The sequence below is a fragment of the Microbulbifer agarilyticus S89 genome, assembly GCF_000220505.1.
GTDB classification, from domain to species: domain Bacteria; phylum Pseudomonadota; class Gammaproteobacteria; order Pseudomonadales; family Cellvibrionaceae; genus Microbulbifer; species Microbulbifer agarilyticus_B.
In genome coordinates this window covers 16799-41636 of sequence record NZ_AFPJ01000007.1, presented here as the reverse complement: position 1 = coordinate 41636, position 24838 = coordinate 16799, and the positions used below count along the sequence as shown (strand labels likewise).

At 56.4% G+C, this 24838-nt stretch carries 18 protein-coding genes; 9 read left to right on the top strand and 9 right to left on the bottom strand.

Features of this window, described 5'->3' with window-relative positions; genetic code table 11:
* The first annotated feature begins 72 nt into the window (after positions 1–72).
* From mnmA to AS89_RS18025, 6 genes are all read left to right on the top strand, one after another.
* Complete coding sequence (gene mnmA, locus AS89_RS0101000; protein ID WP_010130369.1) at positions 73–1239, top strand: tRNA 2-thiouridine(34) synthase MnmA; 1167 nt, start codon at positions 73–75, stop codon at positions 1237–1239.
* Positions 1236–1871: a high frequency lysogenization protein HflD gene (gene hflD / locus AS89_RS0100995; protein ID WP_010130368.1), complete on the top strand. Its 636-nt coding sequence runs from the start codon at positions 1236–1238 to the stop codon at positions 1869–1871. The genes mnmA and hflD overlap by 4 nt, the downstream gene beginning before the upstream one ends.
* A gap of 82 nt (positions 1872–1953) precedes the next feature.
* Positions 1954–3327, top strand: a complete 1374-nt coding sequence (gene purB, locus AS89_RS0100990) for an adenylosuccinate lyase (protein WP_010130367.1) — start codon at positions 1954–1956, stop codon at positions 3325–3327.
* Positions 3328–3354: 27 nt separating this feature from the next.
* Positions 3355–4554 (top strand): cupin domain-containing protein, encoded by a 1200-nt coding sequence (locus tag AS89_RS0100985; RefSeq protein ID WP_010130366.1) that lies wholly within the window; start codon positions 3355–3357, stop codon positions 4552–4554.
* Between the two features lie 11 nt (positions 4555–4565).
* Positions 4566–5027 carry a GNAT family N-acetyltransferase gene (locus AS89_RS0100980; RefSeq protein WP_010130365.1) on the top strand — a complete coding sequence of 154 codons (462 nt, stop codon included), beginning with the start codon at positions 4566–4568 and terminating at the stop codon, positions 5025–5027.
* The gene (locus tag AS89_RS18025) at positions 5011–5544 is read left to right on the top strand and encodes a DUF7931 domain-containing protein (protein ID WP_010130363.1); all 534 of its coding nucleotides are present in this window, start codon (positions 5011–5013) and stop codon (positions 5542–5544) included. Before AS89_RS0100980 ends, AS89_RS18025 begins: the two co-directional genes overlap by 17 nt.
* 27 nt (positions 5545–5571) lie before the next feature.
* Here the strand turns inward: AS89_RS18025 and AS89_RS0100970 are convergent, their stop codons facing one another.
* The 4 genes from AS89_RS0100970 to AS89_RS0100950 all read right to left on the bottom strand — a co-directional run bounded on the left by AS89_RS0100970 (position 5572) and on the right by AS89_RS0100950 (position 12297).
* Positions 5572–7962 carry an FdhF/YdeP family oxidoreductase gene (locus AS89_RS0100970; RefSeq protein WP_010130362.1) on the bottom strand — a complete coding sequence of 797 codons (2391 nt, stop codon included), beginning with the start codon at positions 7960–7962 and terminating at the stop codon, positions 5572–5574.
* Positions 7959–8828 carry a formate dehydrogenase accessory sulfurtransferase FdhD gene (locus AS89_RS16525; protein WP_010130361.1) on the bottom strand — a complete coding sequence of 290 codons (870 nt, stop codon included), beginning with the start codon at positions 8826–8828 and terminating at the stop codon, positions 7959–7961. Before AS89_RS16525 ends, AS89_RS0100970 begins: the two co-directional genes overlap by 4 nt.
* A gap of 242 nt (positions 8829–9070) precedes the next feature.
* Positions 9071–11245 carry a malate synthase G gene (locus AS89_RS0100955; RefSeq protein WP_010130360.1) on the bottom strand — a complete coding sequence of 725 codons (2175 nt, stop codon included), beginning with the start codon at positions 11243–11245 and terminating at the stop codon, positions 9071–9073.
* A 116-nt stretch (positions 11246–11361) separates the two neighbouring features.
* Complete coding sequence (locus tag AS89_RS0100950; protein ID WP_010130359.1) at positions 11362–12297, bottom strand: LysR family transcriptional regulator; 936 nt, start codon at positions 12295–12297, stop codon at positions 11362–11364.
* Positions 12298–12471: 174 nt separating this feature from the next.
* On the opposite strand from AS89_RS0100950, the gene AS89_RS0100945 reads away from it, so the two are divergent.
* The 3 genes from AS89_RS0100945 (at position 12472) to pta (ending at position 17708) form a co-directional block, all read left to right on the top strand.
* On the top strand, positions 12472–14070 hold the full coding sequence (locus AS89_RS0100945) for an isocitrate lyase (protein WP_010130358.1): 1599 nt from the start codon (positions 12472–12474) through the stop codon (positions 14068–14070).
* A gap of 227 nt (positions 14071–14297) precedes the next feature.
* Positions 14298–15563, top strand: coding sequence for an acetate kinase (locus AS89_RS0100940; protein ID WP_010130356.1), 1266 nt, complete (start codon positions 14298–14300; stop codon positions 15561–15563).
* A 3-nt stretch (positions 15564–15566) separates the two neighbouring features.
* On the top strand, positions 15567–17708 hold the full coding sequence (gene pta / locus AS89_RS0100935; RefSeq protein ID WP_010130355.1) for a phosphate acetyltransferase: 2142 nt from the start codon (positions 15567–15569) through the stop codon (positions 17706–17708).
* Between the two features lie 30 nt (positions 17709–17738).
* Here the strand turns inward: pta and AS89_RS0100930 are convergent, their stop codons facing one another.
* The 5 genes from AS89_RS0100930 to AS89_RS0100910 all read right to left on the bottom strand — a co-directional run bounded on the left by AS89_RS0100930 (position 17739) and on the right by AS89_RS0100910 (position 24530).
* Positions 17739–19967, bottom strand: a complete 2229-nt coding sequence (locus tag AS89_RS0100930; RefSeq protein ID WP_010130354.1) for an acetyl-CoA hydrolase/transferase C-terminal domain-containing protein — start codon at positions 19965–19967, stop codon at positions 17739–17741.
* Positions 19968–19988: 21 nt separating this feature from the next.
* Entirely contained in the window at positions 19989–22220 is a 2232-nt protein-coding gene (locus AS89_RS0100925) for an acyl-CoA dehydrogenase (RefSeq protein WP_010130353.1), read from the bottom strand.
* 168 nt (positions 22221–22388) lie between these two features.
* Positions 22389–23231, bottom strand: coding sequence for an SMR family transporter (locus tag AS89_RS0100920; protein ID WP_441295529.1), 843 nt, complete (start codon positions 23229–23231; stop codon positions 22389–22391).
* Position 23232: 1 nt separating this feature from the next.
* Positions 23233–23721 (bottom strand): ribonuclease E activity regulator RraA, encoded by a 489-nt coding sequence (gene rraA, locus AS89_RS0100915; RefSeq protein ID WP_010130351.1) that lies wholly within the window; start codon positions 23719–23721, stop codon positions 23233–23235.
* A gap of 224 nt (positions 23722–23945) precedes the next feature.
* Positions 23946–24530: a L,D-transpeptidase family protein gene (locus AS89_RS0100910; RefSeq protein WP_237709611.1), complete on the bottom strand. Its 585-nt coding sequence runs from the start codon at positions 24528–24530 to the stop codon at positions 23946–23948.
* Positions 24531–24838 lie beyond the last annotated feature (308 nt).

The following is a 24838-nucleotide window of genomic DNA, read 5'->3' as shown; positions in this document are numbered from 1 at the left end:
TACTTCATGTCAGATTCGGAAATGTCTGTGTCGTCAGCACCATCAAGCTCTACCAATGCGGCTAATACCAATATGGCTACCAATGCGGCGAAGCGCGTCATCGTTGGTATGTCCGGCGGTGTCGACTCTTCTGTCGCCGCGCTACTGCTCATGCGGCAGGGCTATCAGGTGGAAGGCCTGTTCATGAAGAACTGGGATGAAGACGACGGCACCGAGTATTGCACCGCCAAACAGGATCTCGCCGACGCAGAGTCTGTGTGCCAGCGCCTCGGCATCAAGCTGCATACCGCAAACTTTGCCGCGGAGTACTGGGACAATGTGTTTGAGTATTTCCTTGCGGAATACAAAGCTGGCCGCACGCCAAACCCGGATATCCTGTGTAACCGTGAAATCAAATTTAAAGTGTTTCTCGAGTACGCCGAAATGCTCGGTGCGGACGCCATCGCCACGGGCCACTACACGCGTCGTATCGACAAAGATGGCCGCACCTATCTTGGCAAGGGCCTGGACCCGAACAAAGACCAAAGCTACTTCCTGCACGCTGTGGGTGAAGCGGAGTTCGCCAAGTCGCTGTTCCCCTTGGGCGAACTGGAGAAACCGGAAGTCCGCCGCATTGCGGAAGAAAACGGCTTTATCACCCACAGCAAGAAGGACAGCACCGGCATTTGCTTTATTGGCGAGCGTCGTTTTAAGGACTTCCTGGAACAGTACTTGCCCGCACAGCCCGGGGAAATGCAGACCCCTGACGGCGAAGTGATGGGGCAACATGCCGGCCTGATGTACCACACAATTGGGCAGCGCCAGGGCCTAGGTATCGGCGGCGTCAAAGGTGCTGGAGACCAACCCTGGTATGTGGTCGGCAAGGATCTAGAACGCAACGTGCTGTTGGTGGCACAGGGCAAGCACCACCCCCTGCTCTACTCTACTGGCCTCGAGGCAACACAAGCCCATTGGATTAGTGGCGCGCCTCCCGCGCAGTGTTTCCGCGCGGCGGCAAAAACACGTTACCGCCAGGACGACCAGGATTGCGAAGTGATCGTTGGTGAGGATGGCAAGTTGGTGATTAGCTTCGATTCGCCGCAGCGCGCGGTTACCCCGGGCCAGTCTGTGGTGATTTATCAGGGCGATATCTGCCTGGGCGGCGCGGTGATTGACCGCGCCACCGGTATCGGTGAAGTGGATGTTGATGTGGCCCGCGGCGCGGCGAAAAACAAGAAGGTTGTAGGGAGCAATTCTTGAGTAACTGGCGAGACCAAGCACTGGCACTGGCCGGTGTGTTTCAGGCGGCGATTCTCGTAGAGCGTTTGGCCAAAACCGGCACAGCGCCTGCAGAGCAGATGGAAACTGCGGTATACAGCTTGTTCCAGCAAAGCCCCGAAACCACCGAAGATGTATTTGGCGGGGTGGAAAAATTACTGCCCGGCCTGCGCGCTGCGCGCCAGTTGATCGCCAGCCGCAATCACCCGGAATACACCGATTGCCTGCGCTATGTGTTGTCGATTCTGTATCTGCAACGCCAGCTCGCCAAAAAGCCGGATCTACTGTCGATCATTGGCAGCCGACTGGAGAAAGCCCAGTTACAGACGGACCACTTTGGTGTGGATCACGAGAACGTCTATGCCAATCTGGCAAGTATCTACAGTGATACCCTGAGTACCTTCCGTTTTCGTATTCAGGTGCTGGGTGACTTCAACTACTTGCAACAGCAGCGTATTGCCAACCAGATTCGCACCATGCTCTTTGCCGGTGTGCGCTCTGCCATGCTGTGGCGCCAGCTGGGCGGCCGTCGCCTCCACTTGCTGTTCCAGCGCAAGAAACTGATCGCGGCGATGGATGCACTGATATCCAAGTACGAATCGCTGGAACATTAATTTCACGCATAAATTTCATACAAACTTTTTATCTTTACGCCGGGTTTGTGTCCCGGCGCTTGCTCATTATCGGAGAGACACCATGACTGTCGAGCTATCCGCACTGACCGCGGTTTCCCCAATTGACGGACGCTATGAAAGCAAAACGGCTCCACTGCGCGATATTTTCAGTGAGTACGGCCTGATCCGTGCGCGCGTTGAGGTAGAAGTACGCTGGCTCCAGCAGCTGGCGCGTCATGAGGAAATTGGCGAGGTAAAACCTTTCTCCGCTGATAGCAGTCAGATCCTCGATGACATCGTTGCCAAGTTCTCTATCGAGGATGCCCAGAGTATCAAAGATATCGAACGCACGACCAACCACGATGTAAAGGCGGTCGAGTACTTCCTCAAGGAAAAAGTAAAAGATAACGCAGAGCTGGCGGCGGTGAGTGAATTCATTCACTTCGCCTGTACTTCAGAAGACATCAACAACCTGTCCCACGCATTGATGCTGCGCGCGGGCCGCGACGATGTTTTGCTGCCGGCGATGAATCAGATCGTTGACGAGATTGCCGGGCTGGCCAAGAGCTTTGCCGACGTGCCGATGTTGTCACGTACCCACGGCCAGACTGCGAGCCCGACCACGGTAGGTAAAGAGCTGGCCAACGTTGTGGCGCGCCTGCGTCGCCAGGTGCAGCAAATCCAGAAAGTTGAACTGCTGGGCAAGATCAATGGTGCAGTCGGTAACTACAACGCACACCTGTCTGCCTACCCGAGCGTAGACTGGCAGAAGAATGCCGAGGTATTTGTTACCTCCCTGGGCCTGACCTGGAACCCCTACACCACCCAGATTGAGCCGCACGACTACATTGCCGAACTGTTTGATGCGATCGCCCGCTTTAACACCATACTGATCGACTTCGATCGCGATGTATGGGGTTATATCTCCCTGGGCTATTTCAAGCAGAAAGTTGTGGCAGGCGAAGTGGGCTCCTCCACTATGCCGCACAAGGTTAACCCGATCGACTTCGAAAACTCCGAAGGTAACCTGGGTATCGCTAATGCAGTGTTCCAGCACCTGGCTGCCAAACTGCCGGTTTCCCGCTGGCAGCGCGACCTGACTGACTCCACCGTGCTGCGCAACATGGGTGTTGGTGCCGGATACTCCGTGATTGCCTATGCGGCGACCATGAAAGGTTTGGGCAAGCTGGAAATCAACCGCGCGCGCCTGGAAGAAGACCTGGACAATGCCTGGGAAGTGCTCGCCGAGCCGATCCAGACCGTCATGCGTCGTTACAACATCGAAGAGCCTTACGAAAAACTGAAGGCGCTGACCCGCGGCCAAGGCATCACCAAAGAGACCCTGGCGGTATTCATCGATGGCCTCGAGATGCCGGAAGAAGCCAAGCAGGCACTGCGTGAGATGACGCCGGCCTCTTATATTGGTAATGCGGTCGCTCAAGCGAACGATATCTAACCCGCCCAGCATGATCGGGAACGCAATATGACAGAGCCGAGCCAGTACAGCGCGAGAAAGCCGTTGACCCATCTGGGCGATATGCCCGTTGAGGAGTTTTTGCGGGATTACTGGCAAAAAAAGCCGCTGTTGATTCGCAACGCGTTTCCCGATTTTGCCAGCCCCATATCTGGTGAAGAGCTCGCCGGTATGGCGCTGGAAGAACAGATAGAGTCCCGCCTGATTGAAGAGTGCGGGGCCGATGGGCCGTGGCAGTTACGCAGTGGCCCGTTCACTGAAGAAGACTTCTTTGCCCTGCCGAAAACCCACTGGACCTTGCTGGTGCAGGCGGTCGATCAGTGGATACCAGAAGTTGCGGCCCTTAAAGACCATTTTCGGTTTGTGCCGGACTGGCGCCTCGACGATATCATGATCAGCTATGCGGCGGATCAGGGTAGTGTCGGCCCCCATTACGATCACTACGATGTGTTTCTACTGCAGGCCGAAGGCATACGCCATTGGCAGCTGGGGCCAGAAGCCAACGAAAATAGCCCACGCGCCGAAGGCACGCCGCTGAATATTTTGCGGGACTTTGAAGCCGAAGCCAGTTGGCGCCTGGAGCCCGGCGACATGCTGTACTTGCCACCCCAGTTCAGCCATTGGGGCGTTGCCGAGGGTGGTTGCACCACCATTTCTGTCGGCTTCCGCGCCCCTTCCGCGCGTACCCTGCTGGAAGATCTGGGTGGCGAACTCGCCGCACAGCTGCCTGACCACATTCGCTACAGCGATCAGGATCTTGCACTGCCTGTGAACCCGGGAGAAATCGATGGCAATACGATTGCGCGCGTGCAGGGGCAGCTGACCCAATGGCTACAGCAGCCGGAAACCATTGCCCGCTGGTTCGGCGCAGTCATGACTGAGTCCAAGTATCCGGAAACCGTCGCCCTGGACGCAGGCAGCGCCGAAGAATGGCGTGAACACTTGCAGGATGGTGGCAGTTTGGTGCTGAATCCCGGTTCCCGCGCTGCCTTCGTACGCAGCCCTGCGCTTCTTTTTGTGGATGGTGAACCCCTCCCCGCCCCACTGCTGTTTGCCGAGTCCTTTTGCGAGACCAGGACCATTACCCACGGCGACCTGGTCGGTTACCCTGAACTGGGTGAGCAAGATGGCCTGATCGATGCGCTGGTGTCCCAGGGCAGTCTCATTTACCCTGAGTTACTTGAACACGATGATCAGGATGATGAGTAGGAGTTCGCGCTATGAGTCTGTTTGTTCGCCTGGCTGATTGGCACACAGACCGGGATGCCATTCGCGGTATCCGCCAGAAGGTCTTTGTCGAAGAGCAGAACGTCCCCCCTGAACTGGAGTGGGATGAGCTTGAGGAAACCGCGCAGCATTTTCTTGTCTACCACGACAGCAAGGCGATCGGTACTGGTCGCCTGACCGGTGGCGGTAAAATCGGGCGTATGGCCATCCAGCGAGAGGCCCGTGGCCACGGCGCCGGCCTGGAACTGCTGCAGCGCATTTGCAAGTTTGCCGGGCTCTCCGGGCAAAAAAACGTGTATCTCAACGCTCAGGTACAGGCGATTCCCTTCTATGAAAAGGCTGGATTTGTCCCGGTCGGGGATGAATTCATGGAAGCGGAGATTCCGCATGTCCGCATGGAGCGCACGCTGAACGACCGTGAGCCGAGCGAAAATCTCGATGACTGGAATCGTTGATCCGCGCAAGTTGAAACAGGCTCAGGCGCGGCCAAGTACAAGCGCGCACCCGGCTTTTGAAGACGTTGAGCATTGCTGCGACGCCTTAACCGCGCTTATCGGTGCAAGCCGCAGGCGCCTGCGTATTTTCTCCCAACACCTCGCCCGGCAAGTTTATGGTGATTTGGCGGTTGTGGATGCCATTTCCGAATTTGCCCGCAGTAGCCGCTACGCTCAGGTCGAAATCCTGATCACCGACAGCGAGCCACTTTTACGGCAACCGCACCGCTTGCTGCCGCTGCTTAAACGGCTGCAGAGCCGTATTACCTTGCGTAAAATTCAGTCTTCAAGCGAGCCCACCAACTGGGAATTTGCTATTGGTGATCAGCGCCTTAGCTTATCGATTTCGGACTCGATCAAGTGGAATGGGCAGTATCGCGGCGATGATCCAGTGCGGAACGCGAAATTAGATGATGCGTTTGAGCAGCACTGGCTTGCCGCCCGCCCCGACCCCGCTTTACGTCAGTTTGTGCTCTAGCTTGCCTGGCCAACAATAATTACGCGGTCAAACAATGCGCTCGCTGGCGGTGCTGGGTTCAAGGCGCACGGCAATGTACTTGGACGTCGGCGTATAGCTGCCCACACCGCAACTTGCCAGCGGCACCAAAGGGTTTGCCTCGGGGTAATACGCGGCGGCCTGTCCTTTAGGAATATCATAAGCAATCAGGGTGAAGCCCGAGATGCGCCGCTCTTGCGTATCGTCCCAGATTGAAACCACATCAACGGCCTGGCGATCAGCAAACCCCAGGCGATGAATGTCCTCGATATTCGCGAATACCACACGACGATCACCACTGACCCCACGATAGCGATCATTCAAGCCGTACACCGTGGTGTTGTATTGATCGTGCGAGCGTATGGTTTGCAGGACCAGGTCGGCCTGGTGTCCAAGCGCGCCAAGTTTTTCCAATACCGCTGTCGGCAACGGCGCCGGTAAGGGACCGGCGATGAAATTTGCCTTACCGTTAGCGGTCTGCCAGCGCCGCTGGCCTGCAGGGTTTTGTAGATAGAACCCGCCCGGTTGCTGTATTTTTTCGTTAAAGCGCTCAAAACCCGGGATAACATCCTCGATCAAATCGCGGATACGTGCGTAGTCTTCAATAAGCGATAACCAGTCTACCGGCTTGTTGCCGAGCGTGGCCTGCGCCATTCCGGCGATAATGGCCGGCTCCGAACGCATCTCCGCGGCAAGTGGGCGCAGTTGGCCGTAGGACGCATGCACCATGCTAAATGAATCTTCCACGGTCACTGCCTGGGGGCCGCTTGCCTGAATATCCATGTCCGTGCGTCCAAGGCAAGGGAGGATGAGCGCATCGCGTCCAGTAACCAGGTGGCTGCGGTTTAACTTGGTGCTGATTTGTACGGTGAGGTCGCAATTGCGTAGCGCTTGGTGGGTGCTTTCACTATCTGGTGTTGCCTGGGCGAAATTACCACCCAGGCCCACAAAGACTTTTATATCGCCTTTTTTCATGCCCTTGATGGTTTTAACTACATTGACACCACTTGCCTGGGGCACCGACATGTCGAAACGCGTCGCCAATGCATTCAACAGCGATTGCGGCGGACGCTCATGGATTCCCATGGTTCTATCGCCCTGTACATTACTGTGGCCACGTACCGGGCAAAGTCCGGCCCCGGGCTTACCAATTTGGCCTCGCAGCATCTGTAGATTGGCGATTTCCTGAATCGTTGCTACCGAGTGGCGGTGCTGGGTAATACCCATCGCCCAGCAAATGATGGTCGCATCACTGCGCGCGAAGATGTGCGCAGCGCGTTCGATCTCGTCAAGCTCAAGACCACTAAAGGCAACGATCTCGTCCCAGTGGGTATTCCTCACCACAGACTGGTATGCCGCAAATCCCTCGCAATACTTTTTAATAAACGTGAGGTCAAGCGGACCTTGCTCAATGGCGCTATCTATTTCCCCGCTGCCTTCCTGCCCGGCTTGGCCATTTAATCGCGCGCGGTTACGCGCCTCGGTTTCGTCTTGCCATTGGAACAGGAACTTCGCAATTCCGCGCATGACCGCGATATCACCGGCGAGGGCCGGGCGAAAGTAGGCAGTGTGCATCGGTGATGCTTTATCGGTCACCATCTGTACCGGGTCTTGCGGCGCCTGGAATCGTTCCAGCCCCTTTTCCCGCAATGGATTCAGGACAACAACCTGCGCACCGCGCGCAACGGCCTTTTGCAATGGCTCCAACATACGCGGGTGATTGGTGCCCGGGTTTTGCCCTACAACAAAAATGGCCTCGGCCTTGGCAAAGTCCTCATAGGTCACCGTGCCCTTCCCTGTACCAATGCTGGCGAGCAAGGCAACGCCGCTCGCTTCGTGACACATGTTTGAGCAATCGGGCAAATTGTTGGTACCAAACGCGCGTGCAAACAACTGATAGAGAAAAGCGGCTTCGTTGCTGGCGCGCCCAGAGGTGTAAAATGCAGCCTGGTCCGGAGATGCCAAGGCATTCAGGTGGTCGGCAATCTTTCGATATGCCTGGTCCCAGGTTATCGGTACGTAGTGATCGGTCTCTGCGTCGTACACCATGGGTTGTGTCAGCCGGCCCTGATATTCGAGCCAGTAGTCGTCCATAGCGAGAAGTTCGCGCACACTGTGTTTGGCAAAAAATATCGCATCCACACCGCGCCCAGAGGCTTCCCAGTTCACGGCCTTGGCCCCGTTTTCACAAAATCGTATACGCCCCTCGTCCGGCGCTTCCCCCCATGCACAGCCCGGGCAGTCGAAGCCCCCGTGCTGATTGGTTTGCAACATCGCGCGCAAGTTTTTGAATGGCTGGCGGCTGTCCAGCCAGGCATGAGTGACGCTGCGCAAGGCGCCCCAGCCAGCTGCTGGACGCTTATAGGGCCGAAAGCGAAACCGATCGACGGGTGTTTTCATACGGTGGGCATCTCGCAGAGTTGATCTACGACTGGTTTATCAGCCGGGCAGATGTCGTCGCTGCTGTAGACTCTTGGCGCGGTCTGAGCGGGCACATGAATCAGGTTAAGCTTGTATTTCCGTGCCCAGCGCACGGCTATATCGGAGGGCGAAGCGAGGGTGACCAGAGTACCGATACCGCAGCGGGTGGCTTTTTGAACCAATTCGAAACCGCAACGACTACTCATTGCGATAAAGCCTTGGGCCAAAGGTAGGTCTACTCGCATGCAGGCGCCAATCAGCTTGTCCAGAGCATTGTGGCGGCCGACATCCTCACGGCAAATGCTCGTGCCGCCAGACGCGTCGACGTAAATCGCCCCGTGCAATGCGCCGAATACACTCCGCTCGCGCTGTGCCAGAGTTAGTCGCTCGCGCAGCTGCAGCATGTGCTTCGCGGGCGGTAAGGGTTGGTACTCCCTGGATCTAACTCTCTGCGGCGAGAGCACCTGATCCAGGGCCTCTACACCGCACAATCCGCAGGCACTGGAACCGGCAAGTGTGCGACGCTCGCGCCCTCGACTGTGTTTGAAATGATGGAACGCACGCTGATTAAGCGTGACGTCAAGACAAATGGCATCCTCGAGATGTCGCAGGTCAATATCTAATATCTGACACTTACCCGTCACAACACCCGTGCTGAGGGAATAGCCGATTACAAAGTCTTCCAGCGCGCCGGGAGATGCCATCATCACGGCATGATTGAGACCGTTGTAGCTAATCGCAATGGCTTTCTCTTCCGCCAGGTACTGGTTGCTACGCTGAAGACCGTTGCCGGCCGGGTCCATGGATTGAAACGTATAACCGTTGGGGCGTCTTGAGTTCTTCATTGAACGCGTTGCCTCGATTAGCGGTAGCGCACGGCAGTACCGCTCACGCTGGCGCCAAGGATGGCTTCAACGACGACGCCCTGGCTTTGCTCGATTTTTTGCCCATCGCTGGAGGCTGTGGCGGTCTTCGACATCATGGATTCCTTTCCCGATCATTATTTTTAGACAGCTTACACAAAGAAAAAGCCCCGCGGGTGCGGGGCTAGAAATAAAGTGATGTTTATTGCCTTGGCCGTACGCGATTAGCGCTGGCTGGCCTTGAACTCACGGCGGCGGCGGTGCAAGACCGGCTCGGTGTAGCCATTGGGCTGTGCGCACCCCTCAAACACCAGTTCACAGGCGGCCTGGAACGCAATGCTGCTATCGAAGTTCGGGGCCATATTGCGGTACGCGGGATCTGCGGCGTTCTGGCGATCAACTACGGCGGCCATGCGCTGCATGGTTTCTTCGACCTGTTCGCGGGTACAGATGCCCTGCTTCAGCCAGTTGGCGATATGTTGCGATGAAATCCGCAGGGTGGCGCGGTCTTCCATCAGGCCAACATCATTGATGTCCGGTACCTTCGAGCAGCCTACGCCCTGGTCAATCCAGCGCACAACGTAGCCGAGAATACCCTGGGCATTGTTATCCAGCTCCAGTTGAATATCGGTCGCGCTCCAGCTGGGGCTCTCTGCCACCGGTACGGTGAGGATGTCATTCAGGTCCGCCGGTTTACGGCTCGCCAGCTGGTCCTGAATCTCCGCGACATTTACCTGATGGTAATGCAGCGCGTGCAGGGTTGCCGCAGTGGGTGACGGTACCCAGGCCGTGTTTGCGCCCGCTTGCGGGTGGGCGATTTTCGCTTCCATCATGGCTGTCATCTGATCCGGAATCGGCCACATGCCTTTGCCGATCTGCGCGCGACCTTTGAGCCCGGTCGCCAGGCCGGTGTCCACATTCCAATCTTCGTAGGCGGCAATCCACTTGGACTGTTTCATTTCGCCCTTGCGAATCATTGGGCCCGCCAGCATGGAGGTATGGATTTCGTCACCGGTACGGTCCAGGAAGCCGGTGTTGATGAACACAACACGTTCTTGTGCCGCAGCGATACAAGCCTTGAGATTTACCGTGGTGCGGCGTTCTTCATCCATGATGCCCATTTTTACGGTATTGCGGGCCAGCCCGAGAGCATCTTCCACGCGATTAAACAGCGTATTGGCAAAGGCGACCTCTTCCGGGCCATGCATCTTCGGCTTAACGATGTAGACGCTACCGGTGCGTGAGTTACGCACTGGACCTTCACCGCGCAGGTCGTGAATGGCGATCAAGCTGGTCACCATTGCGTCCAGAATGCCTTCCGGTACTTCATTGCCGTCTCTATCGAGTACCGCGTCGTTGGTCATCAGGTGCCCAACGTTGCGCACAAACATCAGGCTGCGCCCGGGCAGGGTCAGTTCACCGCCCTCTGCGCCCTTGTATTCGCGGTCAGCATTTAACCGACGGACAATCTCACGGCCACCCTTGTTCAGGGTTTCCTGCAGGTCGCCTTTCATCAGGCCCAGCCAGTTGCGGTAAACCACGACCTTGTCTTCGGCGTCTACTGCGGCAACGGAGTCTTCGCAGTCCATGATGGTGGTGAGTGCGGCTTCCACCAGAATGTCTTTCACGCCCGCTTTATCGGTTTTGCCAATGGGGCTATTCGGATCAAGCTGAATCTCGAAATGCAGACCGTTGTCCGTCAGCAGCAGCGCCTCCGGCGACTCCTGGTCACCGCGGTAGCCAACGTATTGACGGCTGTTTTGCAGTGCGGTCACCTTGCCATTGGCAAGGGTTGCTTCGAGCAGTGAGCCATTAATTCGGTATTCGGTTACGTCTTTATGGCTGGCCCCGCTCAGTGGTGCCGCCTGATCGAGAAATTCACGGCCGTACTCGATCACTTTGTTACCGCGCACCGGGTTGTAGTCACCTGCTTTCTCTGCGCCGTTTTCTTCGCTAATGACGTCGGTACCGTACAGCGCGTCGTACAGGCTGCCCCAGCGTGCGTTCGCGGCATTCAGCGCGTAGCGGGCGTTCATGACTGGCACCACCAACTGGGGGCCCGCCATGGTGGCAATTTCGGCATCGACATTTTCGGTTTTTGCCGTGAAGTCTGCAGGCTCTTCCACGAGATAGCCGATTTCGCGCAGGAAGGCTTTGTATTTTGCGAGGTCGCGGAAGCCGTTGGGGATGTCCTGATACCACTGGTCCATTTGTGCCTGAATCTGGTCGCGTTTGGCGAGCAGCTGGCGGTTGACCGGCGCCAGGTCATTGACGATTTTTTCGAACTCAGACCAGAACACGTCCTCGCTGACTCCGGTACCCGGAATCACGTCGTTCGCGATCAATGCGTGCAATTCTTTGGCGATCTGCAAATCGCCGATACGGACTCTTTCCGTCATGTTCGACCTCTTAGTACTGGTGAGTTCTGCGGCATTCTAAACAGGGCGAGCACCATGCCGCTAATTTATAGGTGGAATCTTCGCTATTCACCAAATGTATTCAGTGGCCCGCCGGATTACAGCTGGCGCCCTACATCGAGGATCAAGCGTCGCATCCAGCGATGCGGTGCGCTCTGTTGCAGTAGTGGGCTCCATGCCATCTTGAGCTCGAGCAGCGGAATCTTGATCGGGGGCTCACGCAGTACCACGCGGGGGTTGCTGGACGCCAGTTGAGCCATACGGGTTGGCACAGTAACGATCAGGTCACTCTGCTCGGCGAGGAGCATGGCAACCTGGTAGTGCCGCGTGAATACCGAGATGTCGCGCTTGCGCCCCTGGCGACCGATGGCTTCGTCCACCCAGCCGAGCCGCTGTACGTCTTCCGGGTTCACGCCCACACCAACACCCATGCCGGTTTTACTTACCCAGATATGCTGTGACGCGAGATAGCTCTCCAGATTGTAGTCCTGAAGAATCGGGTTATCCGTGCGCATTACACAGGAAAAAGTGTCACTCCAGATGGTTGCCTGGTGGAAACTCTGCGGCATGGAATCAAAGCGGTTAATGACCATATCGACCTTGCCCTGCTCTACATCAACAAAGCTCACGTCACTTGGCGTCATTATGTCTAGACTGATACCAGGTGCACTGACGCGCAATTGCTTGAGCAGCGGCGGAATCAATGTGGACTCCGCGTAGTCACTGGCCATGATGCGGAACGTACGACGCGCATCAATCGGGTTGAAATCCCGATTTGGCTGGATGACCTGATCTATCGCCGCCAGTGCCTCCCGGACCATGGGTTGCAGCTCCATGGCGCGCTCCGTGGGCATCATCCCCTCGCGCGTGCGCACCAGCAGGGGATCACCAAACAGCTCGCGCAAGCGTTTGAGCCCGTTACTCATGGCCGGTTGTGACAATCCCAGATGGCTTGCGGCGCGGGTCACATTGCGCTCCCGGAGCAGCACATCCAGGTACACCAGTAGGTTCAGGTCGGCACGTTCGAGATTCATCGGCACAGTCTCTATCGGGCTTGTCAGCCGCTGGTTTATTTAGCGTTGTAAGGGCTATTGGCATGTATTCATGACTTGGATAGTGAGAATAATGACAATAAATTAGCCAAATTATGCCAGCACTCCTACGATACGCACAACCTATTCGCAGTCACCGATAGAGGGAATATCGCAATGTCTACTTACGCTAACGAGATACAAACAGCCGCCAAGCTGTGCGAAACCAACGGCAACGCCTGGGATGCCATCAGCCCGGAATCTGTTGCCCGTATGCGTCTTCAGAACCAGTTCAAGACCGGTCTGGATATCGCGCGTTACACCGCGAACATCATGCGCAAGGACATGGAGGCTTACGACCAGGACAGCTCCAAGTACACTCAGTCTCTGGGTTGCTGGCACGGTTTCATCGGTCAGCAGAAGATGATTTCCATCAAGAAGCACTTCGAAGGCAATACCGACCGTCGCTACCTCTACCTGTCTGGCTGGATGGTAGCTGCACTGCGCAGTGAGTTTGGCCCCCTCCCCGACCAGTCCATGCACGAGAAAACCTCTGTTGCGGCACTGATTGAAGAGCTGTACACCTTCCTGCGTCAGGCAGATGCCCGTGAGTTGGGTGGCCTGTTCCGCGAGCTGGACGCTGCGCGCGAAGCTGGCGACGAAGTTAAGGCCAAGGCCCTCCAGAACCAGATCGACAACCATGTGACCCACGTTGTACCGATCATCGCCGACATTGACGCTGGTTTTGGTAACGCGGAAGCGACCTACCTGCTGGCGAAGAAAATGATCGAAGCCGGTGCCTGCTGTATCCAGATCGAAAACCAGGTTTCTGACGAGAAGCAGTGTGGTCACCAGGACGGTAAAGTAACCGTTCCTCACGAAGACTTCCTGGCCAAGATTCGCGCGGTACGTTACGCATTCCTGGAACTGGGCGTCGACAACGGTGTAATCGTTGCGCGTACCGACTCCCTGGGTGCTGGCCTGACCAAGCAGATCGCGGTTACCAAAGAGCCTGGCGACCTGGGCGACCAGTACAACAGCTTCCTGGATTGCGAAGAAGTGGACCCTGCTGACCTGAGCAACGGCGATGTAATCATCAACCGTGACGGCAAGCTGCTGCGTCCGAAGCGTCTCGCTTCCAACCTGTTCCAGTTCCGCAAAGGTACCGGTGAAGCACGCTGTATCCTCGATAGCGTAACCTCCCTGCAGAACGGCGCCGACCTGATCTGGATCGAAACCGAGAAGCCACATGTTCGTCAGATTGGCGCCATGATGGACGAGATCCGCAAGCAGGTTCCGAATGCGAAGCTGGTGTACAACAACAGCCCGTCCTTCAACTGGACCCTGAACTTCCGTCAGCAAGTATTCGACGCGTGGAAGGAAGAAGGTAAAGACGTATCTGCCTACGACCGCGCCAACCTGATGAGCGCAGAGTACGACGAAAGCGAGCTGTCGCAGGCGGCGGACGAGAAGATCCGCACCTTCCAGGCAGACGCTGCGCGTGAAGCGGGTATCTTCCACCACCTGATCACCCTGCCCACCTACCACACTGCGGCCCTGTCTACCGACAACCTGGCCAAAGAGTACTTCGGTGAGCAAGGCATGCTGGGTTACGTGGCTGGCGTACAGCGCAAGGAAATCCGTCAGGGTATCGCCTGCGTTAAGCACCAGAACATGGCCGGCTCCGACATGGGTGACGACCACAAAGAATACTTTGCTGGTGATGCCGCGCTGAAAGCTGCCGGTAAAGACAACACCATGAACCAGTTTGGATGAGTCGATCTCGAAATTATCCCTGAGAATCGTTTCACTCACTTTTGGGGCCGCTCTGCGGCCCCTTTTTTGTGCGCACGAGTTGCTCGATCCCTACCCCCGCAGAGAGTCACGAGTCTGCTAATTCCTGTGCAGTTGCCTTTGTGGCTACTTTCTCCCCTTCGAAAACACCGCTGGCGCAATATTGAACTAGGCTATAGGCAAGCCCTCAGTAAATTTGTGCGGTTTATATGCCAGACACCCCCGTCAATGGTAGCCAGGTCCTGGTCCTCAACTGTGGCAGCTCTTCGCTGAAATTTGCGTTGATTAATTCGCGCAACGGCGACGCCAGCCTGAGTGGCCTGGGGGATGCCCTCGGCCAGAGTGCGCCCAGCGTGAGCTGGAAGATTGCAGGCGAAAAACACAACGCAACGCTGAGCGAGGGCGCAAAGCACACCGAGGTAATCGAGTTTGTCGTAACCAATATTCTGTCGGGTCAGGGATCCCTGCTGAAACAAATTGCGGCCATCGGCCACCGGGTTGTCCACGGTGGCGAGAAGTTTTCCCATTCGGTACGGATTAACGACCAGGTAATTAGCGCAATCCAGGATTGTGTTGCCCTGGCGCCCTTGCATAACCCCGCGCACTTGCAGGGCATCGAGGCGGCTACCAAGGCTTTTCCCGGGGTGCCCCAGGTTGCGGTATTCGACACTGCCTTTCATCAAACCATGCCGCGGCACGCGTATATCTACGCCCTCCCCTACACGCTGTACGAAGAGCACGGTATTCGCCGCTATGGCATGCATGGTACCAGCCATCGGTTTGTTTCAGAGCGCGCAGCGCTGTTACTGGGCAAGCCCACAGACGATGTGAACATAATCTCCGCGCACCTGGGCAATGGTGCATCCATTGCCGCCATTCAGGCAGGGAAAAGCGTCGACACCAGTATGGGGTTGACCCCACTGGAAGGGTTGGTGATGGGTACCCGCTGCGGGGATATAGACCCCGGCATACTGCTGCACCTTGGGGTCCGCCTCGATTACTGTATGAAGGAAATCAATGACCTTCTGAACAAAAAGAGTGGCTTGCTGGGGATTTCCCAGCTGAGCAATGATTGCCGTGCACTCGAGCAGGCGGCCACGGAGGGACATCAGGGTGCGCAGCTGGCATTGGAAATCTTTTGTTATCGGCTGGCAAAATATATTGCCTCCTACCACGGGGTTTTATCGCAGGTCGATGCCCTGGTGTTTACCGGTGGTATTGGCGAGAACTCTGCGTTCATCCGCGAAAATGTGCTCAATCGCCTCAGTGGCCTGGGCTATCAGGTCTGCGAGTCGAGCAACCTGGGCATGCGGTTTGGAGCAGAAGGCGCAATCGAATCGTCATCCAGCCAGGCGCCCACGCCCAAAGTACTGGTTATTCCAACCAATGAGGAATGGGTGATCGCACGAGATGCCGCAGAGATCATCGGCAAAGATGGCTCACCCGCTTCTGCGCAGCCGCAGGGAGGCACTTAGCCGATGGCCCGCACGATTATGCTTGTCCCCATCAGCTCCGGTGTGGGAATTACCTCGGTTAGCCTGGGCACCCTGCGCGCTTTGGAACGCGATGGTGTCAGTGTCAGTTTTTACAAGCCGATAGCGGAAACCGTCAAGAATGAAAGGAACCGGGACCGCAGCAATGAGATTCTACGTACCGCGTCGAATTTAAAGGTGCCTGAATCATTCAGCATGAAGCATGCGGAGTCGATGATTGGCCACGATGACCTCGCGGACCTGATGGAAGATATTCTTGCGCGGTTTAACGAACAGGCGCGTAGGTCTGATGTGGCGATTGTCGAGGGACTCGTGCCCAACGCGGAAAATCAATTTGCCAACCTGCTCAATTTACATATTGCGAAAACACTGGATGCGGAAGTCATCCTGGTCGTATGCCCGGACCTCGACTCTACCCAGCAGCTGAAAGACCGGCTTGAGGTCGCAATGACGACGTTCGGCGGCAGCAGTGCGCAGCGCGTCGTTGGGTGTATCGTCAACAAGGTGGGGGCCCCCTCGCACCTGCCTGACTCCCCGGGGGCGGACATCAATGGTGTGTTCGAGGGCTCACGGGTACGCCGCGGCAATCTCGAGATCCTCGCCTTGTTCGGTAAAAGCCCTCTGCCGATTATTGGCTGTATTCCCTGGAATGCCGATCTTGTAGAACCGCGGGCAAAGGACCTGGCGGAGCATTTTCAGGCGGAGATCATCAATTATGGCGAGCTGGATATTCGCCGCCTGCGCAGTGTCACCTTCTGCTCGAGATCACTTGGCAATATGATCTATCGCTTCGAACCCGGTTCTATGTTGGTGACTTCTGGCGACCGTCCGGACGTGATTGTGGCGGCCTGCCTCGCGGCGATGAATGGTATCAAGATCGGTTGTCTGCTGTTGACGGGCGGCTACCAGATCGAATCACAGGTGCGGAAGCTGTGTGGCCCCGCCATGGAAACTGGATTGCCGGTTATTCTGGTGGAAAGCAATACATGGCAAACGGCCCTGCAGCTACAGTCGTTTAATACGGAGACCCCAACGGACGACCTCGACCGCATCGAAAAGGTGCAGGATTTTATCGCCGGGCATCTGGACAACCACTGGGTGGAGTCGTTGGCCAGAGACTCCAATCGTCCCAAACGCCTCTCACCGCCGGCGTTCCGTTACCATCTTACCGAGTTGGCGCGACGCGCCAACAAGCGCATTGTTCTCCCGGAGGGGGACGAACCGCGCACCGTGAGAGCGGCATTGGTTTGTGCAGAGCGCGGTATTGCCCGCCCGGTATTGCTCGGCGACCCCAAGGAAATTCATCGGGTCGCGGAACAGCAAGGTATCTTGCTTGCGGATAAGGTCGAAATTATCGATCCGGACAACACCCGCAACAAATACGTTGACGCAATGGTGGAGCTGCGCAAAAACAAGGGGCTTACCGAGATCGTCGCCAAGGAGCAGCTTCAGGACAATGTCGTGCTCGGCACCATGATGCTCGCCGAGGGCGAGGTTGACGGCCTGGTATCCGGGGCGGTGCACACCACCGCAAACACCATCCGCCCTGCCCTGCAGCTTATCAAGACTGCGCCCGGTGCCAGTCTGGTGTCGTCGGTGTTTTTCATGCTCTTGCCCGACCAGGTGTTGGTGTACGGGGACTGTGCGATCAACCCGGACCCCAATGCGGAGGAACTGGCGGACATCGCTATACAGTCTGCAGACTCTGCGGAGGCCTTTGGTATCGAACCCAGAGTGGCAATGATCAGTTATTCCACGGGCTCCTCGGGGTCCGGTAGTGACGTGGAAAAAGTGCGGGAGGCAACCAAGATTGCCAAAGAGAAAAGACCCGACCTCGCGATTGACGGCCCTTTGCAGTATGACGCGGCCGTAATGGAAAACGTGGCGAAAAAGAAGGCACCCGGCAGTCCTGTTGCTGGGCGCGCAACGGTGTTCATTTTCCCTGACCTGAATACGGGCAATACCACCTATAAAGCGGTGCAACGCAGCGCTGACCTGATCAGCATTGGCCCGATGCTGCAGGGCATGCGCAAGCCGGTCAACGATCTATCACGCGGAGCACTGGTCGACGACATTATCTATACCATTGCCCTTACCGCCATTCAGGCGAGTCAGCTCAAAAGCTAGCTGCGTGCCATCTTCATACCGGTATTCGCGTCACTGCACATTCGCATCATTGCTGGCGGCGGTATCGCCGAGTGCGCGCCTGTCATCAAAGAAGGTGAGGCAGGCACCGGCGACCAGATAGGCGAGCAACCTGTGGTGGAAGTCATCGCTGCCGTCGAATCCCATGCGTTCCAGACAGGCGCGGATGGCTGGAAACTCATCCAGACGGTGCTTCACCAGATCCCGGCCTTTACGCAAAAGCGGCCAGTAGGTAAATACATTGCGCCCGGTCTCCTTGAGACTCTGCAAGGCTACGGCCAGTTGGGCCTCTTGCTCTGTAAAGTCTGTGCCCAGCGGATAATATGGCAGCAATGCCGGCCGGTGTCCCTGCTCAAAAATTGCCAGAATTCGATGCGGTGTGTTGTTGCGATACTGCGGAGGAATCTTAAAGCTACGCTCCACCTTTCCCGCAGCCTTTGCTTTGGCAAGGAGTTCACCCTGGAAGCGAGTGTCCGCAATACAGAGCATCGCGACGATCACGTCCCGATCTGTTTTGCCGCGCAGATCGGCAATGCCATACTCGGTGACCACGATATCCCGCAGGTGCCGTGGTATTGTGCAGTTGGGGTACTCCCAGACAATATTACTCTGTGCACGGCCGCCACTTGTACGCGTGCTGGAGAGCGCAATGATGGAACGCGCCCCAGGCAGCTCCTGCGCCTGCGCAACGAAGTTATATTGCCCCCCCACCCCACTCACGACCTTACCGTTAGCCAGCCCGTCTGACACAACAGCGCCGTTCAGGGTGACCATCATTGCGGAGTTCACGAATCGCGCGTGTTGGCGCTGCGCGCACTTGAGTTCCCGATCTTGCTCCAGCGTATTGATGTAATCGATACCAGTCATATTGATGCCGGCCAACTCATCCGGATCCATGTCGCGTAGTTCCCGATACAGACTAGTTGAACCGAGATAGAACCCCCCGTGGAGCCAGGTGCCGCCGGCAATCGGCTTGCCCGCGACACTGCCGAGCAATTTTTGGCGTCCTGTGGTGCTGTGTAAATCACACTCTTCCAGTTCGCCCCCTTCATCAAGGAAGCGGTGGCCACGCCAACTGTAGGAGGGATCGATGATGCCCATGGCCTGCAGGAAGCGGGTATCGTCTTCGCTGAGCGGGCTTTGGATTCTGCCACTGTCGCGCAGCGCGAGTAACAATTCCTCTGATGCACAATCGGCAATTGAGCTAGTGTTTAACAGCGACTGAAGTGCGGCATCCTGGTAGACCTTGCGCTTCATCACCCCTGCGCGACGCAGGTGGAGAAATCCTTCCGGCACCATTTCACTGGCCCCGTAAATTCCCAGAGAAAACAGGCCTGATTCCGCCGGAATACTGCAGACGGTAGCATCCAGTTCGGACTGCAGTGAATGCAGGATATCGTTGAAATCTTGATTGTGCGTATGCCGCAGACGCAGTGCATGGCAGATTGCGTCCCCGAGCGCACCGATTCCCACCTGCAAGGTACCACCATCTTTTACCAGGCTGGCGATATGGAAGCTAAGTGCGTACTCGGTAAACCGCACCGGTGCATTCGGTGCAGGAAATATCTCCTGGGCGAAGGTGTCTCCGTGCAGTAGAAAATCAAATATGGATTCACTGACCCGGGCATCCCCGCCAATAAAGGGCAGATGTGGGTTCACTTCGCCGACTACCGTGATGGGGCCGTGATTGCGTCGCTCGGCAAGCGCCAACAGTGGCAAAGTAAGATCTGGGTTGCTGCTGAGGCTGTAGTCGCCGCTGTCATCTGTGGCGGGCGACACCATTTGTGCGACGACGTTTACCCCGCGATCCAAAAGGTCGCGCGGTACGAGGGTGTAATTTGTGCTGACGTAATCCTGCTGTGCGCTCGCGACATTGAGCATGCTGCCGGGTTGCATGAAAAACTCACACACTTCAACGTTGGGTGGCAGCAGGCCCTTGCGGCGGGCCTGGTTGTAGGCCAGGTCCTGATAGTCGCGGTACAGGCGGTCCAGTAGCGGCAGTACAAAACGTCGCTGTAGTTCATTGCCGCTCGCGGGCCGTTCCAGTGTCAGCGCGGTGAAAATCGTCAGGGAAATGTCCGGGTCCGCTTCGGCACGGGCATACAAGGCGTTTGCGAAATGATTTGCCTTGCCAATACCGAGTGGCAGGCCCAGTACAATGCGGTTTCCCGTACTCGCGAGCACTGCTTCCACGCAGGCTTCTACTTCTTCGAAGTACTCAGGCTCTTTCGTCGATTGCACCGTGAAGCCCCCGCGGTCGCTTTACCCTGTTGTCTTCTGGCCGCCCAGTGAGTCGAAGTGATCGACCTGAATTGCCTTGTCCACGGCCTCGGCGGTGAGCTTCATCTCGGAGGCCTCCTCCTCGTTGATCAGGCCTTTGCTCAGAGCCTCCTCCACGGACTTCACACTGAGTGCGCGCACGCCACCCTTTTTCATTTTCTCGCGGATATCTGCGGTTGCATGGCTGAGCTCGAACGCCTGCTCGACAATGTCAACGCCATCGCCGGGGTTGCCGAGAAAGACGCCCTCGGTAAGCCTGTCGCGGGTCTCTGACGGCACCATGATCAGGTCGGCGCACGCTTTGGCCTGGCGGTCTGACGCATCGCGAATGCTGTGCCCCCAGGGCATGGTCAGGAACTGCATCAGCTGGCCAATAAAGCGAATTGGGAAATTGTGGAATACCTCAATCAAGCTCACTTCAATGTTGTGGAAGCCCGAGCGCATGGCGAACTCCAACAAGGGGCGATCACTGTCGGGGCTGCCATCATCGTTAAAACGCTTGAGCGCACAGCTCATGAGGTACAGATCGCTCAGTACGTCACCGAGCCGCGCGGAAATCATTTCCTTGCGTTTCAGTTCCCCGCCCAACGACATCAGGGATATTTCCGTGACCAGCGTCAGAACCGCAGAGTAGCGGTTCATCTGTCGATAATACTTCGCCGCATCGCCAACGCCCTTGGGGCTGCTGGCAAACAGGCCGCCGGTCCAGCCATGGAAAACGGCGCGGGCAAAAGTCTTTAACTGGAACATGAAATGCTTGGGTAGCAGCGCGTCGAGTTCCCTGACGCCGGCATCGTGATCGGGATTGGTTGCCGCTTCCATTTCCTGTAACAGGTACGGATGGCAGCGTATGGCCCCCTGGCCGAAGATCATCAGGCTGCGGGTCAGAATGTTGGCACCCTCGACGGTAATCGCTACGGGTACCGCACGATACACGTTACCCAGATAGTTGGAGGGCCCATCAATGATCGCCTTTCCGGCGTGAATGTCCATGGCGTCGTTGATCGCCTGGCGCAGACCGAAGGTCGCGTGGGCCTTCATAATCGCGGAGATAACGGCGGGTTTGCGGCCCTGGTCCAAGGCCCGGGTTGTGGTCTTATGCGCAGAATCGAGCACATAGGCAATGCCCGCGATCTCCGCAAGACGGCGCTGTACCCCTTCAAATTTACCGATAGAGATCCCGAACTGCTCGCGCACATAGGCGTAAGCGCCAGTGGTACGCGCAGCAAGCTTCGCGCCTCCGGTAGACAGCGATGGCAAGGAAATGCCCCGCCCTGCGGCGAGCGCACTCATCAACATGTGCCAGCCATGGCCGATGTTTTCTTGCCCGCCGATGATCCAGTCCATGGGAATAAAAACGTCTTTACCCCAGTTAGGACCGTTCATAAACGCCTGCATCGCGGGTAAATGGCGCTGACCGATGGTCACGCCCTCGGTATCGGTGGGGACCAGCGCAACGGTGATCCCGAGCTCTTCCTCATCCCCGAGAATATGGTCTGGATCATAGAGCTTGAATGCGAGACCGAGCACCGTAGCAACCGGACCCAGGGTGATATAGCGCTTGTGCCAGTTGACGCGCATACCCAGGGTTTTCTCGCCCTGGTAATCCGCGTAACACACGACACCATTGTCCACCATGGCAGCGGCGTCTGAACCCGCCTCGGGGCTGGTTAGGCCAAAGCAAGGGATGTCACGACCGTCGGCAAGCCTGGGCAGGTAATGCTGCTTCTGTTCGGGGGTACCGTGGGCCATTAGTAGTTCGCCCGGGCCCAGTGAATTGGGCACCATCACGGTGACGCCGACACTGGTGCTGCGCGTGGATATTTTGGTAACGATCTGGGCATGGGCGGTGGGCGAGAAACCGAGGCCACCGAATTCTTCGGGAATGATGATGCCGAAGAAGCGATGCTTTTTGAGAAAATCCCAGATTTCTGGCGAAATGTCGTGGTCTTCATACGACACTTTCCAGTCATCGATCATCCTGCATAACTCTTCCACCGGGCCATCGACAAATGCCTGCTCCGCCTCGGTGAGTTCCGGTTGCCCCATATTGAGCAGCTGGTCCCAGTCGGGCTTGCCGGAGAGCAACTCTGCGTCCCACCACACTTCGCCCGCCTCCATGGCTTCCCGCTCGGTATCGGAGATTGGCGGCAAAACTTTCTTAATCCAGTTTAGTAGTGGCGCTGTAACCCACTTCTGACGCAAGCTGCTCATTATTTGTCCTTTGGAGAGGCCGTTACATTTGAGTGACTGTGAAAAGGAGCGGATAGTCGAGAAACAATCCTCACGACTAGTCATCTTAAAATAAGGTCATTGCAACTATAGGCAATCTAGCGGCCGATAAGGGGCAAAGACTCGCACAGGAACAGCGCTTGCTACTGATCAGGCAAGCGCTAACGCGCCAATGCCACAAAAGATAATCAGGGCGCCACATACGCGGCGAAGGGAAAGGCGTTCCTTGAGCAAAAACACAGAAATGAGCGATGCAAACAGGATGCTTACCTCGCGGGTTGCGGCGACTGCCGCCACAGGCATCAGTGAAGTCGCCCATAGGGCGATTCCAAACCCACTGGTGGCGAGTATCCCCGATAGCGAACTGCGTAAAAAGTTGGCGCGTGCGAAAGCCAACCCTTTCAAAGGCCGTGTCAGCAGAACGGCCACAATGACGCCGCCACCGGACAGGATTTCGAGCCAGGCGACGAAACTCCATGGGTTTTCTACGGTACGGACGCCTGCCGCACCCAGTGTGGTATAGCCGGTAATAGCGATACCCGTGCCGAGTGAGTAATAGATGCCCGCAGAGCTGACCCGCAGTTCTTTCATGATCAGGGCGAATATGCCGCAACTCACCAGCAACACCCCGACGATCTGCATGGGTTCCAGTGATTCATCGAGGAATACCAGTGCCGCGGATGCCACCATCAGTGGTGTGACGCCGCGGGCGATTGGGTAGGCGGTGCCATAGTCGAGCGCGTGGTAGGACCGCGAGAGCAGGAAGAAATACAGGTACTGGAACAGTGCGCCACCAATAAGAAAGACCAGCGAGGACTGCGAAGGCAATGGCAGCTGTGTGGCGAGGAGAATGCCGGCGAAGAGGCCGACACTGCGGATCATCGCAAGCTGTAGGAACGCTTCCCCACTATGTTTAACGACTGCGTTCCATACAGCGTGTGCCAGCGCGGATAGAAGGACCAGAGAAAATAAAATTGAATCCGATATTGCCAAGTTACATCAGTGGTTTTGCGGAAACTATCACACCGTTATTGTCAGCGTATAAATACTCTCCGGGATTAAAGGTAACGCCGCCAAAAGTCACTGCAACATCGCGTTCACCGATGCCCTTTTTGTCCGTCTTCATTGGGTGACTTCCCAGCGCCTGCACTCCTAACTGTAGTTGAGAAATTTCATCTACGTCACGGATGCAGCCATACATGAGGATGCCTTCCCAGTGATTGTTGAATGCTTTCTCCGCCAGCATGTCACCAAGACACGCACGTCGCATGGAGCCACCTGCGTCGACTACCAGCACCCGTCCTGCCCCCTCTTCCGCCACCAAGTCACGCACCAAAGAGTTATCTTCAAAACACTTAATGGTGGTGATCTTGCCGCCGAAGGTTTCGCGTCCGCCAAAGTTAATGAAGCCTGGCTCGACTACCTGAACCAGTTGGGGAAATTCGTCGCAAAGATCGGGGGTCGAAATAGGTTTGTTGGCCATGATGCGCTCCGAAAATCAAAAGGTTTTAGCAGTGCCGACTGCCCGGCTGATAAGCAAGCATCATAACCGTTAAGTGATAGTTTTCGCATTGCACACACAAAAATGCCGGGTATCACCACGATGGATAATACCCGGCAACAGGGCCTGCCGGATTCCCGAGCGCAGACACCGCGTGTCGGGCTCGGGCGCAGGCTGCCAAACTTTGCTGTTAGCAGAACCTGCCGTTAGTAGGTAACGGTCACAGGCATACCGACACGCGCGTATTGATAGAACTTGCGTGCCATGTGTGGGGGCATGCGTACACAGCCGTGCGATGCAGGATAGCGCGGTACATGGCCAGAGGCATGCAGGCCAATACCACCGTTAAAGCGGATGTAGTGATTCATTTTTGCACCGCGATAGTAGGTGCCGGCAGGACGACGGTGTTTGCGCGTATCCACATCGGCACGCACTACACGGCCGGTGTTACGATCAACATAACTGCCGTAAATGCTGGAGCGGTGATTGGGGCGCTTCGCCAGCACACGGAACTTACCGGTGCCCGTGCGAAAACCTTTTTTACCCGATGAGATGAGGGATGTGCCTACCAGACGGCCACCCTTGTAAAAGTAGGCTTTCTGCTCGCTCAGGTTAATGCGGATAGAGGGTGCGCCGGAAGAATTCATCGCGGCGGCATCGTCAAACCAGTTGCCGCCCCGATTTGCTTCCGCAAACGATGGCCAAAGAGTACCGATTAAGCCACCCACGAGCAGCATGACCGTAGCCATTACGCGACGGGAAATGGTAGATACGTCCTCTGCGACACTCACATCCCCTCCCGGTTGGTTGCGCAGGTACTGCCGACTTCGCTGATGGTTTGAATGGATTGCTGAATCGTCGGGAGAGACTTGAAAATGTCTAAGCATGATCACACCTCAGTCAGAACTAGAATCGTTGGCTTCTGCTTCGAATAGACAGATTTGAATGAATCACTCTCACGGCCGCGAATAACACTTATGTGAAAGCTCTTTCGATTCTATTGATGTGAAATTTTGCGCTTAGATTGATTTCATCGGGCGTATAGCAGTTTTATGGAATTTGGCAATTCACTTAGATTCAAGCATGTCGTTTCACAAGA